Source organism: Marinobacter xestospongiae, from assembly GCF_023156385.1.
GTDB classification, from domain to species: Bacteria; Pseudomonadota; Gammaproteobacteria; order Pseudomonadales; family Oleiphilaceae; genus Marinobacter; species Marinobacter xestospongiae.
This window is the reverse complement of sequence record NZ_JAKZAK010000032.1, coordinates 45,952-59,632: the sequence shown is the minus strand read 5'-3', so window position 1 is coordinate 59,632 and position 13,681 is coordinate 45,952. Positions and strand designations below refer to the sequence as shown.

Below are 13,681 nucleotides of genomic sequence, written 5' to 3'. Positions count from 1 at the left end.
GTTGTGGTGGCCCAGTGCCACGGCAGTGTCGGGTACCGGGGCAGGATGCGCAGCACCTGGTTGGTGTCGTGGGCCTGCACGTAGGCGCCGCCGGCTTCGGCGAGGCGGGTGGCGGCGCTGATCCAGGTGCCGCTGTGGGACCATAGGCCCGCCGGGACCAGCCAGTCTTCGATCTGCCAGTCCAGAGTCCAGCCCAGGGGCACGCCGTTGGTGGTCAGAGCGTCGTTCAGGCATTGCTGGGCGGTGCGTTCGCTGGGGTTGTTGAAGGCCATCACCGGTGCCACGGGCTCTGCGAGTACGTCGGCCCGGCCACGGCCACTGACTCGTAACCAGGCCTCGCCAAAGCGGCGGTCGCGCTGGATGGTGGCCACGGTGAGGCGCAGGGGTTCGCCGTTGAGGGTCGCCAGGATCTCGGTGCGGTTGGTGTTACCAGGGGCGATGAGGGGCAACACGTTGCCCGGGAGACGGGCCGACCAGGACCAGGTCCAGCTGTCGACGTCGATGGACGCACTGAACTCTGCCGCCGGCAGGGGCGTGCCGTCCAGCAGCGCGAGTGTGACGGTGTTAAGCACGTAGTATTCCTCCCTGACGGGGATGATGAGGGTGTCGGAGTCCGGCTCGACCGGACACGGTGGCTGGGGCGGGTAGTCCGCCCCCAGAATGACCGGGCAGCGCAGTGGGCGTGGGCTGTAATCACCGGTGCACGGGATAACCACCCGCAGCCCGGGCGGCTGGTAGACCGGCCACCAGTAGCCGGGCGCGGGGTCGTCGGCTTGCTGCCAACGCAGGCGGATGTGGGCACCTGTGGGCCAGGCGGTGCGGGTATCAATGCCCAGCGCCCGCCGGAGGAACTGGCCCTGCTGTTCCGCCAGTCGCCACCCACGCCGGACTTTGATCGTGTCTGCCCAGCCCGACTGGGCATGGCCATTGGCCGGTAGCGCCTGCTGGTGCCTGGCAGCTAACCGCTCCCGGCTCCGCAGGGCATCGGCGTGGCCCCAGCCGGCCGATGCGTTGAGGGCCAGGCCGTGCTGGTGTGGCGCGGTGAGTGGCCGGCGCAGGTGGCGTGTCTCTGCGTATCGGCCCGTGAGCCGACCCGCCCGGGCCAGGGCCTGCTGGTGCAGCCAGTGGCTTGGTACCCGGATGGCGTTGGCCTGCTGTTGCTGGAGCCGTTGCGCCAGGGAGAGCCGTGGCATGTCGGTGTGATGCGGTGCGCGGGTGCGGGCGCCGTCGGTGTCTGGCAGGTCCAGGTCTTGAGCCAGGCTTGCCGTCAGATCGGGCGCCGGTACCGATGGTGCCGGAAGGCCGGCGACCAGGGTTCCGACCCACCCTACCTCGCCCTGGAGATGGGGTTCTAAAGTGGGCTGGGGAGTGGCCAGGGTGGTTGCCAGTTGGCCATCGAGGGTCTGCTGGCCGGTGGCGGCCAGGGTGATGGCTGGTGACGGGGGCGGCAGGTTGGCCTGCAGGTGGCCGCCTGGGGTTTGGGGGGTGCCCAGGACGACGGGGAGGGTTAGGTCTGGTGGGGTGTAGTCGGGGCTTAAGGTGACCGGGTTGGTTAAGGCGGGCGGGGTGTAGCTCATGGCTGCTCTACGGTGTACGGACCGTGAGTGACCGGTTGGCAGTCCGTGGCGATGTAGGTAATCCCATAGACCCCAGGCGGCTGCGCACTGCCCCAGTCACCAGTGATCGAAGGTTGCTCCGCTGCCACCATCTTGCCGGCAGGCCACTCGAAGATCCGGACCAGGTCGACAGCCATACCGGCGGACGTCGTCGCGTTGCCCCTAAGTGTGATAACACCAATATCGGGGAATGGAGCCGAATCAAGCGAATAGTCATCCGTCGTGATGCAAACGCCTTCGGTAAGCCTTAACTCATCCAGAAGCCCGGCGAAATGTCGGTCGACCCGGGTAGGGTCTCGACCAATGAACAGATCCGTCTCCGTGCCTTCAATCGCGCCAGTGAAGAGTGTCTCGTCTTCCTTAACGCCATCCAGAAATAGATAGCAAGCGCCTTGATTCAAGCCAATCCGAATCCGGTGCCACGCATTCAGGCTGACCGTCGTTGTAGACGCAACACTGATCAGCAACTGTCCACCGCTGCCCCACGCCACAAACTGAACATGGCCGTCGGTGTTGATAACCAGCGCGTACTCATTCGCAGAAGATCGTTTGGTCAATATGGTTTGTACCCGGCCTGACTGGCTGGTTCGAATGGCCACATCGATCGTGTAGCGGTTCTGACCATTGAGACTCAGAGAGGGGGCATGACTGACCGACGCATATTGATTGCTGCCGTTGAGCGACAACGACTTGCCAAACAAAGCGCCAGATTGGACAAATCCGACGGTATGATGCCCCGTTACAGTACGCTTCGCAGACGAGGAGTCCTCGAAGTCGCCATTACAGTGAAGCTGCAAGACCACACTGGCGAAATGCGGATTTCCCGCCATAACTACCCCCCAAACACCGCCGACGACAGCCGCGCGGTTGCCCCGTTGAACAGTCTCGCCACGGGCTGGCCACCTTCGGTGCCGGTCTGTGGCATCTGGATTTCTCCGCCCTCGCCTTCCACGGTCACGCTGGCGTCGGACCACCAACCGCCACCAGGGGTCTTGATGCGGGCCCACAGCGGGATGGTGCCGGTGGCAGGATTGGCACCGGTGATCTGGCCGGCGATGGGCGTTGCCAGTTGCAGCTCGATGGCGGCTTCATCGACCGAGCCGGCGGATGCGGTGAGCGTCATCACCACGATGGGTGTGCCGCCGGGTGGATCACCCGCGGCGGGCCGGGCGGTGCCATAAAGCTCGATGCAGGCGCGGTCGGCGGACTGCGGGTCAGTCTGTTGCAGCAGCGCCAGGCTGGCCGTAAGTGCGGGTACCCGGGCGGCCTCGAGGCGGGCGGCCAGGTGTTCTGGTGAAAGATCCATTGCGATCGCCTCTACCTTACGGCCGGTTGATGTTGCCCTGGGCGTACAGCTCGGTGCCGTCTTCGCCGTCGCCTACGGGCACATCGCTCTGCTGAATGGAGCGAGCCACCCAGAAATCGGCGATGGCGCCGACGGTGTTGATGCGCACCACGTTGCCGGTCTCCCAGCCGCCGCCATTGGCCTGGCCCGGGATCAGCATGTAGGGCACCCCACCCTGGCCGTCGGTGCCCCGGGTACGGGGGTTGATGGGGGCCACGTCGTCACCCCCGGGGGCGTAGGTACCGGACCACACCAGGCCCCGTTTTTCGCTGATCAGCTCCCACTGGTCAGCGGCGGCGTTGGTGCAGCGCAGCACCCAGCGGTCGGTGTCGCAGCCTTCGTTGGTCACGGTGATGGGGTGATCGATCAGGTTGAGGGTCGCGGTGGCCTCTTTGCCCTGAGGGCTGTCGGACCAGGTTTCGTTCCAGGTCTCCTGATCCCAGGTTGCGCTCACCCGGGCGCGTCGGTCGCCGAACAGCAAGCAACTGGCGACGATGGTTTCTGCGGCCGGGAAGGGATGGCTCAGGGGGCGGGACAGTTCCAGGTAGCCGTTGATCTGCGCGTCCGTCAGTAGCCGCAAGTCCGCCACGGTGTGACGCACGGTAATCGGCATCGCCACACCGGTCACGTCGTTGAAGGTCAGGTGTCCGGTGGCACGGTCCAGGCTGTAGCCGTCCACCACTGCGGCGCCGTTGGCATCCAGTACCCGCACCCAGGCCACGCGAGGCCGGGTCGCCACCACATCGCCAGTGGCCACGGTCTGCGGTGCTTCGTTCTGAGGATGCATGATCATCACCAGATCGCCCGCCCGATAGATGGGTACCCGGCCATCGGACGGCAGACGGACAGCATCGATGCCGACGATGTCCGCATCCAGCGGGATGTAGCGGTAGGCCACCGCGTTGTAACGCAGGGTGCTGGGCAGCATGGGGCGCGGCTGGTAGATGTTGCCGTCGCCATCCACGTTGGCCGGGTCGTACCAGGGCTCGGCTTTCTGTTCCGGCGTCAGGCTGCTGTCGGGCACGAGTTTGCCGAAGGTCACCTGGGCGACACCGATGGTGTAGTCGGCGGTGCCCTGGATGTACTCGGACACAACGTCGCCATCCGGGTTGGCGGTGGCGATCAGCTGCTCACCATCAACGGCGGTACCGGTGATCTGCAGGGCTTCGGGTTTGAGCGGGGCGGACGCCGTTCGGAAGAAGCCCTCGGTGGCCGTCCAGTCGCCGTACACGGTGAGCAAGCTGGTCACGCCCACTGTGGCGTCCTGGCCATCGGCCCAGTAGCTCAGCGTTGCCTCGCCCAGGCCGTAATCGAAGGTGCCGGCATCCAGGGCCGCGCCGGTCGCCGGGTCGAGGTTGGTGACCATGCGGCCGGCCCGGTCCTGGTAGGTCTGCCCGCCCAGGGTGAGCTCCACGGAATCCGCTACCGTGCGGTCGGCTGAGGTGGGGGTCAGGCGAGCCACCAGGGTGTCGATCGTCTGGGTCTCGGTTACCGTGGCCGGCGTGGTTGGGACACCCTGGACCACATACTCCGCCGTGATCGATTGAGTTGGGTCCAAGGTGCGCGTTGTCTCAAAAGGGTCGCCCCAGACGCGGGTCTCGGTGCCACTGCCGGAAATGGCGAGCCAGGAGCGCACGGTGACTCGAAGGCTCAAGGTATCCAGGGTGATGGTGTTGCCAGAGAGCGTCCCGATTTTTTGCTCATGGACATCCCGCCATGCCCTCACCCACACTTCCCCGGCCACCACTTCGGCCCGCACGCTGTAGTCCTTGTAGGGAATCAACAGCCGCAGCGTGGCAGGATCGGGGGTATGGGAGAGCACCAGGGAGGTTGCCACGGGCAAGGTGTCGTTACCGCGCACCACCTCGCCGGGTGTCTGGGCCTCCAGCTTGGAGGAGGTGATCGACAGTGGGGTACCCCGATCTGGCAATTGGCTCACCTGCAGGGTGTACTCGCCGGTGGTACCATCGATCGAGCCGGTGGCCGCGCCAGTGATAACGCCAGAGGCATTGGCGGCGGCGGTCTTCGTGGCACCGCCGGACAGCCACTCAAAGGACACTGAGCCCACATCCACCGGCACATCCGCCAGGGTGCCACGGATCTCCGGACGGGGTGCGTTGATGGCATCCGGACCCGACAGGCGCAGGTAATGCACCGTCGTCCCCCACACCATCAGGATCATCGAGCCCGCATCGGGCAGCGCCCCCAGCGTGACTGACAGGGCCTTGGTCACATAGTCCAGGGTACCGGTGCCGAACGCCGGATCGCTGCCCGCGAGGATGCCCGCGCCATCGTCGGTGAGGGTGTACCAGTTGCCCTGGGCCATGTAGCTCAGCGACAGGGAACCCGGGGCCGGCGCTACGGGCAGGGTCTCGATCCAGTTCAGCCGGCGATTGGCCGCGGTGACCTGCCGTGCCAGGGTCTGCGCCTGCTGGGGAATCTCAACCGACCGGGTACCGGCGTTGACCGTCACGCTCAGCTCCGGGTTGAGGTGCTGGTTAACCAGGGGGGTCTCGGCCTGGGCGGAGGGCACCAGCTGGGAGAAGATCGACTCCACCCGGATGGTCCGGTCACCGATCCCTACCGGTTCCGCTGTGCGTTGGGCGCTGTGGTAGCGGGTCGCATCGGCGACCGTGGTGTCCCGCAGGCGGGCTCCGACGTTGTAATTGTAATCGTCCTTCAGATTCACCTCGTGGCCCTCGAAGTCATGGCGCAGCGCGTCTGACAGGGACAGGGTCACGATCCACCGAACGTACTCCTGGCCGTAGCTGTGGGTGAAGGTCTGCTCCGACACCGAGACATCGGTCACCCGAATGTACTGCTCCACCTCCCCTTGCTGGTCTTCGTGCTGGACCAGGCACAGGGTTTTACCAATCGGCGGCAGCTCACTGCCCACCCGCTGGATCACCCGGATCTGGCGCATGCCGGTGATGTGCTTCTCATACAGCGCTCCGGGCCACATGCCGGCCTTGAACAGATAGGCCTCTACCCGGCTCGCCGCCTGGTCGCGGACATCAAACGGGTCGTTAGTGGAGAACAGGGTGTAGCCCACCGCCGGGTCGTCGGGCAGAGCGGTCACCACCATACGGGCACTGCCAAACCGGTCGGTGCTCAGGGTACGGACCGCCAGGAACAGCTTGCGCAGCTGGAACCGTCCCATGGCCCGGTCCTGGTCGCTGACGTCCGGGAACACGTTGTTCATCGCGCCGTCGACGATCTCCAGGCCCGTGGCGGCACCGCCACCCTCTGGCACATCGTCCATCTGCTGGCTGGCGAGGATCTTGATGTTGGCTTGCTGAATGGGCATCGACTACGGCTCCACGGTGATGAATCGGAAAGTGGGGATGACAAAGTCTTCGGGCAGTGGATCGGTGTAATCGCACAGCGGTTGGCTGGTGTACGCGCCGCCGTCATGGTGCCGGAACCGCACCGCGTGGGTGCTGCCCCGGATCGTTAAGGTAAGCGTCTGGCCTGGAGTGCCCAGCCACACCTGGATCTGGGCCTCTTCGCGCATTGGCCACCACCCGCCCCCTCGCCGTGGCGGCTCAAGAGTGATCGGCCGCCCCTCCCGGCCAGACGCCTCCATGATGATGACGGCGCCGGTCACACTGCGAGTGAATGACTGAGCAACGGGCGACCAGTTGCGATCCGTCCACACCAGGTCATAGGGCAGCTCCACTGTGGCCAAGCCATCAGATAGCGTGATCATTGAAAGGTCCCTCGCGCTCGCTCCAATGCCCGCACAAAAGCGTCCTCATCGTCTTCAAGAAGACGAAAGGTCTCACCGTTCAGGTTCACGTTGATTGTGCGGACGGTCTCGACTTGGCGCGTTGCGGAAGTGACGGGCTGATTGATCTGCCGCTGCTCCTCCCGGCGCTCCCGGGCTGCTCGCTCCTGCTCACGCTGCCGATCAGCCGCCGCCCGCTCCCGGGCGTTGTCTTCCTCGCGCCGGTTCTTCTGCTCGATGGCGTTGATCTTCTCCAGGGTGTCCAGCGCTTCCTGGTAGTCGGCTGCGGCGGCATTGGCGCCGGCCTGGCGTGCTTCTTCCAGTTGTTCCTGCAGTCGCTCGCGTTCGGCCTCAAACTGCAAACGCTGAGCCTCTTCGGTATCGCCGCGAATGTCCGCAAGCCGTTGGCGAAGGCTGTTGAGGGTGCTGTCTGCTGAATCGCTGAGGCTTTCCAGCTTGCGCTTGGCGGCGTCGATGGCGCCCTGCAGTCCGTTGAGGCGCTGATCGTCCAGCAGGTCGAACTTGCTTGCCGCTGTCTCGCTCGCGTAATTGAGATCCTCAAGGCTATAACTGCCAGCCTCGATCTTCTCCTGCAGGTTCTCCATGGCCACCGCCTGAGCCCAGAACTTCTCTTCCACTTCGGCAGCGGCCAGCGCAGTGTCAGCAAACCAGGCGGAAAAGCTGTTGGACATCAGGCGCCGCCGGGCGGCAGCGAGCTCATCAGTGCGCTTGCTTGCGCGCTCCAATGCCTCCGCGGCAGACTCGGATTCCGAGACAAAGGCGTTCCCGCCAATCTTCATTTCAAAGAGATTGCGAGCCGCGGACGACAGCGCGGTGACCTTCTCCCTCGCATCGGTGAGCGCTTTGCCAAACGCTGCGCCCCAGGCGGCAAGGAACTTCTTCCGCGCTTCCTCGGCGGCTTTGGCGGCATCTTCGGTTTTTTCCTTGACCTTCTCCGTCTCGTCGCCAGCGGTTTTGATGGAGTCGCCGGCCTCGTTGAAGCCGTCTTTCAGCTCTGATCCGACACCGCTCTGTTCCTCCTGCAGCTCTTGCTGATCTTGCTGCAGCCCTTGCAGCTCACCCCGCAGCTCTTTCGTGGCCTCGGAGGCACCGTCGGCAGATTCCTCGAGGTCGTAGGGGAGCGGCTTAATCGTTCCTATGGCGTCGCCAGTTTTTTCGGCTTGCTCTTCAGTCTCACGAAGTTGCTGCCCAGCTGATTCGACCGATGTCTCGATCTCGGCAAACGCCCCGGTGACGCCCTTTCCAGAACTTACAGTGGCGCGGGCATAGTTTGCCGTCTGCGCTGCCAGCTCCTTGGTCTTTTGACGGGCCCGTTCGGCCAATTCCGCAACCTTGCCGTAGCTCTCCTCGCTGATCAGGCCGACCGATTCGATCGCCGAGGCCACCCCCTGAGCGAGGGTTGGAATAATCGAGAGCGAGCCTGACAGCATCGTCATGAAGGTGGACAGGGCTGTCATCAGGCCGTTGAAGACGGTCGCTGCGACGCTGCCCATGAGCTGGATGCCCGTGGTAATAGTGCGGAAGCGATCGACAATCTCCGGACCGTTCTCAGCCAGGTTCTTAACGAAGTCACCTGATTGCTGAACAAGGCGCTTGAACACCTCAATCAGCTTGTCGCCTTCCCCTCTCGTTCCGAACAGCTCCAAAACCTTATCGGTCGCCTCAGCTACAGCGGGGGCCAATTCGGCGCCGATTCGGTTGAGCAACCCCTTCAGCTTCAGGTCGATCTTGTTGTAGATGTCGCTGGCCTGGTTCAGTTTGTCCAGCTCTGCTTCTGAGTAGATCGCCCCCTCACGCTGGGCTTCTTCGAAAATCGCACGAAGTCCGGCCGCATTGTTCTCAAGGAGCGGCTGCAGCTGGCTGGCATCACTGGCCAGCATTTCTAGGAGTGCAATTTGTTCGGACTGGGAACCAACTTCGCCAATGGCCTGCGCCAGCCGCCGCATCTGTTCGTCAGGACGGAGATCGCGAAAATCTCGGATGTTGAGGTTCAGGGTCTCGAATACATCAGCGGCCTCGCCGCCACCAGTGCGCGAGAGTTCACCCAGGCGCTCGCTAACATCTCGCAGCATGTTGGACATCTGCTCGCCAGAAATGCCAACCCGTTCTCCGGCGATACGCCACAGCTGTAGCTGTTCTCGGTTCACCCCAATCGCCTTGGAGGTATTTGTCAGCTCCTCTGCGATATCTGCCTGACGGCGACTGAAAAGCGTTAGACCGGCGATAGAGGCGCCGGCGGCTGCCGTCAGACCAGCAAGACCCGTCGCCACTGTTTTTACAACGCCGCCGATCTTGCCCAGGGTTTTCCGGGCCTTCTCCGATGCCACGGCCAAGCGCTCTGATCGGTCCGCCGCCGCCTCTGCCTGATCCCGCACCTTGGACAGGCCTGTTGCCAACTGGGATGCGCGGGTATTGACCTGAGCCAGCTCCTGGCGGATTCGAGTTTGCTCGGAAGACAGGTCCTTGGTGCTGACGCCCGCATTCTTCAGTGCGCCCCGTAGGTCATTCAGGCGCTTCTGGTTGGAGAGCCACGCCTCATCAGCGGATTTTGCTGCGTCTCGGGCGCGCTCAAATTCTTCACGTTGTGCTTTGGTTGGCAGCTCCGTGGCCGCCAGCGCCTTGCCAAGTGCCGTGGCCTGCGACTTGGCTTGCGCTTGCTGCTCAGCAAGCTGGCGCGTTTCAGCTTTCAATGCCGAAAACTGAGTCACCAACTGCTGCTGCCCCTTGAGGCTCTCAAGGGTGGTAGCCATGCCTTCGATCTTTCGTGCAGCGTCGCCGCTATCCACGCCCAGGCCGTCGACTTCCTGAACCAGGCCGCTCAGGGATTTCAGGTCACCTGCACTGGCTTCAATATCCTGAAGGGCGCCATCAAATGCAGCCAGGCGTGTGGCCGTGCCAGACGCCTCTTTGGCAAGATCTTTGGCGCTGTCCGCAGACTGAGACATCCCGCTTGCAGCAGACTCAGAGGCCGTTTTCACCTCCTTGAGCTTGCCGGCCAGGGCCTCAGCTTCGCCATTAACCCCAGCGATTTCCTTTCGAATCCGGACCTGTTCGCCACCAAGATCTTTGGTGCTTATTCCCGCCTCATCCAACGTTCCGCGCAAACGGTTCAGCTGTTGCTGATTGGCCAGCCAGGCCTCACCAGCCGCCTTCGAAGCTTTCTTCGCCTGCTCAAACTCCCGGCGCTGCGCCTTTGTTGGCTGCTCTGTCGCAGCCAGGGCTTTGCCCAGGGCGGTGGCCCGCTCCTTAGCCTCAGCCTGCTCATCTGCCAGCTGCCGGGTCTGGCTTTTCAGATCGGTGAACTGTTTGACCAGGGCCTGCTGGTTCTTCAGCTCCGCCAGGCTGCCGGCCAACCCTTGTAGCTGCTCACTCGCCTCGCCGGTGTCTTCCCCCAGCGCGTCCAGCTCCTTGACCAACTGGGCAATGGAGCGCAACCCCTCCGTGCCAGCCTTGATCAGCAGTTCAACTTCTTGTTTCTGGTTGGTTGCCATGATTGCTCCAGGCACAAAAAAACCTGCCGAGGCAGGTTCGGAGTTGATCTAGTTTTGAGAGAAAAACCACTTTGTTGTCTAACAAACTGCAAGGCATAAGCTTGCAATCTATCAATAAGTCAGTAAGGAGAAAGCCTATGAGTAAGTATGCTGTTGAAGTGCTAGTCTGCGACAAGCCACTCGAAACACCGATAGTTGTTGACGCCTCGTCTGAGGAGGAGGCGATGGCCATCGTCAACGAATCATGCAAACCTCCAGTTCAAGCAGTAACCCCGAGAGATCCCGCCAGCTTTGAACCTGTTACAGCAATAACTTGGCGCGCCATCAACGCCAAGTTACTTAAACCCAACGAGTGACAGCCACTCCTGCCAGGCCCAGGCACCGCCCGGGCCTGGCTCATTCAAACAACACCACGAACGCGCAACCGCTCCAGTTGCGCCTTGGTCAGCCCCTCCACCCGCTCACCCTCGCGGTAATCTTTGCCGTTATGGCGATGCGGTTTCTTCAACGTCACGGACACCAGGTCCGGCTTGGTTTCTGCTGTCTTCGTCATGCTGTGCTCCTACTCGATCAGACGGTTGATCGGGCGGCCTGGCCGCCCGGTTGGGTAGTCCGGATTACTCCTGGATCACGATGTCGAATGGCGCGCCCTGGCCCTCCGGCGTGGTCATGGTGCCTTCCAGTGTGCCGGTGATGAACTCGCGGGCCATCAGGTCGAGCGCCTGGCTGGCGCTGAACGAGACGCTGTGGATGGTGACCTTGGCATTCTTGCCGGTGACCAGGTTCTTGCCGTCCATGATGATCTGGCGACGCTTCGAGATCTGCGTTGCCCCCAGGATGCGCTGGCCGGTGGTTTCCAGGGTGTCGTAATCCATGGTTACCGCCGCGGCACCGGCGGGGCTCAGCGCCCGTACCAGGCCACTGGCGGCCTCAACCTCATAGTCAGTATCACGAACCAGCACGGTGGTGCCGTCTGACTCTAGGGTCACCACCATGGAGGCCGGATCAATATGATCGTGCGGCAGCTTGCGCCAGGAGCCCTCCGCCAGCGTGACGGCCTCGCCGGTCACGGTCTGGACCGCTGCGCTGTAGTCTTCACTGGTGCCCGCCAGCGCGTCGGCCAGCAGCCCGGCCGGCAGGGAGTCAAAGTCCATTGCCAGTCGCGGCGCTTCACCCGGCAGGTTGACCGAGTCCAGTACCTGACCATAGGTGTCACGCTGGAAGCTGGTGCGATCGACTGACTCCGGCTGCGGCGGCGTCAGCTCCAGTCGCGAAACGTTGACCGGGCCAACGAAGTCGGTGGCCACATCATTTTCAATCACCGCCAGGTAGATGTTGCCGGCGAAGATCAGTCCTGTGTCTTTGTAAGACATTATCTTTCCTCCCAATTCAGGGTGCTGTAGGTCAAGGTGATCGGCAGGTAGATCGGGAGGACCGACGTGCCGATTTCAATATCGTCGAGCTGAGCCTCGCCGGCTTCGATCTCGACAGCCAGGCCGTTGAGCTTCAGGCTTTCCGGCCGGAAAAGGGTTCGGTAGATGTCCTGCAGCAGCTCGTCCTGACGGGCGCGGCCATCGGGTTCGCGGTCAAGAAAGGCCACCACTTCAATCGTTCGGGTCTGGTTGGTCGCCCGCCAGCCCTGCGTGGTCAATCGGTCTGAGATGTTCCGCACGCCAATACACGGCAATGCCTGGTGCTCATCGAGATACAGCGCCGGGTCCTCGCCCATCACTTCGCCGGCAACTTCGGTGAAGTACCCATTGGCGACACGGATATCACCAAGCCGCCGGATCACCTCGTTGATGACTTGCGTTGACTTTGCGCTCATTTTTTCAGCTGCTCGTTGTACCGTTTGATGAATTTGTCACTCAGGCTTTCACCAACCGCTGCCCGGTACCGGTCATCGGCGGCCGCCTGAAAGTGCAACTTGATGCTGTGGCCCGCCGCCTCCCGGACCCGGTCCTGGCCAGCCTTTCGATATCGGGCAAGAACTTTTCGGCGCTTGCTCCTGGGGTTCACAAAACCCCAGACACGCATGAGCTGGCCGCCCTTGCGAATCCACACGCTGGCGCGGGTTCCGGTGCTGTCGGTTGTCCTGGTGGTTGTCTTCCAATAACGGAAGGGAATCCGGCGACTGGTCGGCGCCAGCACCGCGACGGGGTCTTTGTTCGACGCCCGTTTGAGATCGATTTGCCCGCCGGCCTTGGCCCGGGAGATACCATCCCCGGCAATTCGCTGGGCCAGCTCCCGCTTACTGTCCCGCCCCTGATCGTTGATCGCCGCCCGGGACGCCCGGCGGATGGCCTGGGGCTGCCCTTCCAGGCTCTCGACGGCAGACAGCAGGCCGTCCAGTTGAATGCCCGGTTTGCGACCCGCCATCACAGCGTCCCCATGACGCGCAGGGTGATGCCGTCGTCGCTGCCTTCGACAACGCCATCCACTTTGTAGGTCGCGCCCCGGATCGTGATCTGGTCACCCCGCCTGCCCCATGGGTAGGGCAACTGGGGCTGGAACAGCTCGATCTGGTGCCGCGGCTCGTTCATCGGGCCCGTGTAGATGTTCTCCCGCGTCAGGAACGCCAGCACCGACACGTCGGAAGCGCCACCTCTCTGTCGATACAGCGCCGACTGGCCGATGATCCGTCGGGCGGAGATGGCCAGTTCGCTGCGGCTTTGGCCTGGTTCCACCGACTCCACGATGTACCAGTCAGCACCTCGCTGGATCAGCTGACCGTGCTCCATACCGGCCCGGTACCGCATTCGCACAAACGTGCTGTCAACGGCCCGGATGCCGGTCTGCTCAGAGCGACCAACGCTTCGCGGCTCCTGAAAGCCAGCCCAGGCTGAGCCGATCGCCGGCCAGCTGGGCTCACCCGCCCCGGTGCGAGCGCCGTACAACGTCACCCGGTCCTTCAGCTTTCCCGCCTGCATATCAGCCCACCCGATGGATCACGTAGGGCGCGAGCAGCAGCTCGACACCCATGGGCAGCTCAGTGGCGATCGTGCCAATCACCACCGCTTCCCGGTGTTCGTAGAGATGCCCGATGATGAGCAGCGCCGCAGACCGCACGTCCGCCGGCAACACCTCATGCCCAACGTCTGCAGTCACGGTCACCGAACCGCGTTCCCGCTTACACCCCGGCCACTTGGCACCTTTGGCTGGATACAGCACGGGGTACACCCCGCGCGGATCAAGGTACAGATTCGCCGATGCCAGCGACTGCTCGGCGCCCAGGGCATCCAGGTAAGCAACGCCCTGCACTGCCCGCACCGGCGTCCACCGCAGCTCAATACCTGCGCCACCGGCCGGCAGCGCATCCAGCACCATGGTCGCGCCATCGACCTTGTCGAACGCCTGGCCGGTCCGGTTCTCGATGTGCTGGAAGGCGGCAGAGACCAGGGACTGAAGCAGGCCATCTTCGTCAGCATGCTCGATGCGGCAGTGCGCCTTTACATCTTCAAGCGGGATCATTCGGGCGTTC

The 13,681-nt window shown here is 63.3% G+C and carries 12 protein-coding genes and 1 pseudogene; 1 reads left to right on the top strand and 12 read right to left on the bottom strand.

Going from position 1 to position 13,681, the window contains the following annotated elements; translation table 11 throughout:
* The 6 genes and pseudogenes from MLD24_RS19475 to MLD24_RS19450 all read right to left on the bottom strand — a co-directional run.
* A pseudogene (locus tag MLD24_RS19475) lies at nucleotides 1-1,577 on the bottom strand (hypothetical protein); the annotation flags it as partial.
* On the bottom strand, nucleotides 1,574-2,446 hold the full coding sequence (locus MLD24_RS19470; protein ID WP_248168728.1) for a LamG domain-containing protein: 873 nt from the start codon (nucleotides 2,444-2,446) through the stop codon (nucleotides 1,574-1,576). The gene MLD24_RS19470 and the pseudogene MLD24_RS19475, both read right to left, overlap by 4 nt.
* A 2-nt stretch (nucleotides 2,447-2,448) precedes the next feature.
* Nucleotides 2,449-2,922, bottom strand: a complete 474-nt coding sequence (locus MLD24_RS19465) for a hypothetical protein (RefSeq protein ID WP_248168727.1) — start codon at nucleotides 2,920-2,922, stop codon at nucleotides 2,449-2,451.
* A gap of 16 nt (nucleotides 2,923-2,938) precedes the next feature.
* Complete coding sequence (locus MLD24_RS19460; RefSeq protein ID WP_248168726.1) at nucleotides 2,939-6,268, bottom strand: hypothetical protein; 3,330 nt, start codon at nucleotides 6,266-6,268, stop codon at nucleotides 2,939-2,941.
* A 3-nt stretch (nucleotides 6,269-6,271) separates the two neighbouring features.
* Nucleotides 6,272-6,670, bottom strand: coding sequence for a hypothetical protein (locus MLD24_RS19455; protein ID WP_248168725.1), 399 nt, complete (start codon nucleotides 6,668-6,670; stop codon nucleotides 6,272-6,274).
* Complete coding sequence (locus tag MLD24_RS19450; protein WP_248168724.1) at nucleotides 6,667-10,200, bottom strand: hypothetical protein; 3,534 nt, start codon at nucleotides 10,198-10,200, stop codon at nucleotides 6,667-6,669. The genes MLD24_RS19455 and MLD24_RS19450 overlap by 4 nt, the downstream gene beginning before the upstream one ends.
* A 137-nt stretch (nucleotides 10,201-10,337) precedes the next feature.
* Here MLD24_RS19450 and MLD24_RS19445 point away from each other — a divergent pair, with 137 nt between their 5' ends.
* Entirely contained in the window at nucleotides 10,338-10,556 is a 219-nt protein-coding gene (locus tag MLD24_RS19445; RefSeq protein ID WP_248168723.1) for a hypothetical protein, read from the top strand.
* 44 nt (nucleotides 10,557-10,600) lie between these two features.
* Here the strand turns inward: MLD24_RS19445 and MLD24_RS19440 are convergent, their stop codons facing one another.
* From MLD24_RS19440 to MLD24_RS19415, 6 genes are all read right to left on the bottom strand, one after another.
* The gene (locus MLD24_RS19440) at nucleotides 10,601-10,753 is read right to left on the bottom strand and encodes a DUF7210 family protein (protein WP_248168722.1); all 153 of its coding nucleotides are present in this window, start codon (nucleotides 10,751-10,753) and stop codon (nucleotides 10,601-10,603) included.
* Between the two features lie 64 nt (nucleotides 10,754-10,817).
* Nucleotides 10,818-11,573, bottom strand: a complete 756-nt coding sequence (locus tag MLD24_RS19435) for a phage tail tube protein (RefSeq protein WP_248168721.1) — start codon at nucleotides 11,571-11,573, stop codon at nucleotides 10,818-10,820.
* A complete protein-coding gene (locus tag MLD24_RS19430; RefSeq protein WP_248168720.1) occupies nucleotides 11,573-12,028 on the bottom strand; it encodes a hypothetical protein in 456 nt (151 codons plus the stop codon). Before MLD24_RS19430 ends, MLD24_RS19435 begins: the two co-directional genes overlap by 1 nt.
* Nucleotides 12,025-12,579, bottom strand: coding sequence for a hypothetical protein (locus MLD24_RS19425; protein WP_248168719.1), 555 nt, complete (start codon nucleotides 12,577-12,579; stop codon nucleotides 12,025-12,027). The genes MLD24_RS19430 and MLD24_RS19425 overlap by 4 nt, the downstream gene beginning before the upstream one ends.
* Nucleotides 12,579-13,130: a phage head completion protein gene (locus MLD24_RS19420; RefSeq protein WP_248168718.1), complete on the bottom strand. Its 552-nt coding sequence runs from the start codon at nucleotides 13,128-13,130 to the stop codon at nucleotides 12,579-12,581. Before MLD24_RS19420 ends, MLD24_RS19425 begins: the two co-directional genes overlap by 1 nt.
* Before the next feature lies 1 nt (nucleotide 13,131).
* The gene (locus MLD24_RS19415) at nucleotides 13,132-13,671 is read right to left on the bottom strand and encodes a head-tail connector protein (RefSeq protein WP_248168717.1); all 540 of its coding nucleotides are present in this window, start codon (nucleotides 13,669-13,671) and stop codon (nucleotides 13,132-13,134) included.
* Nucleotides 13,672-13,681: the final 10 nt, after the last annotated feature.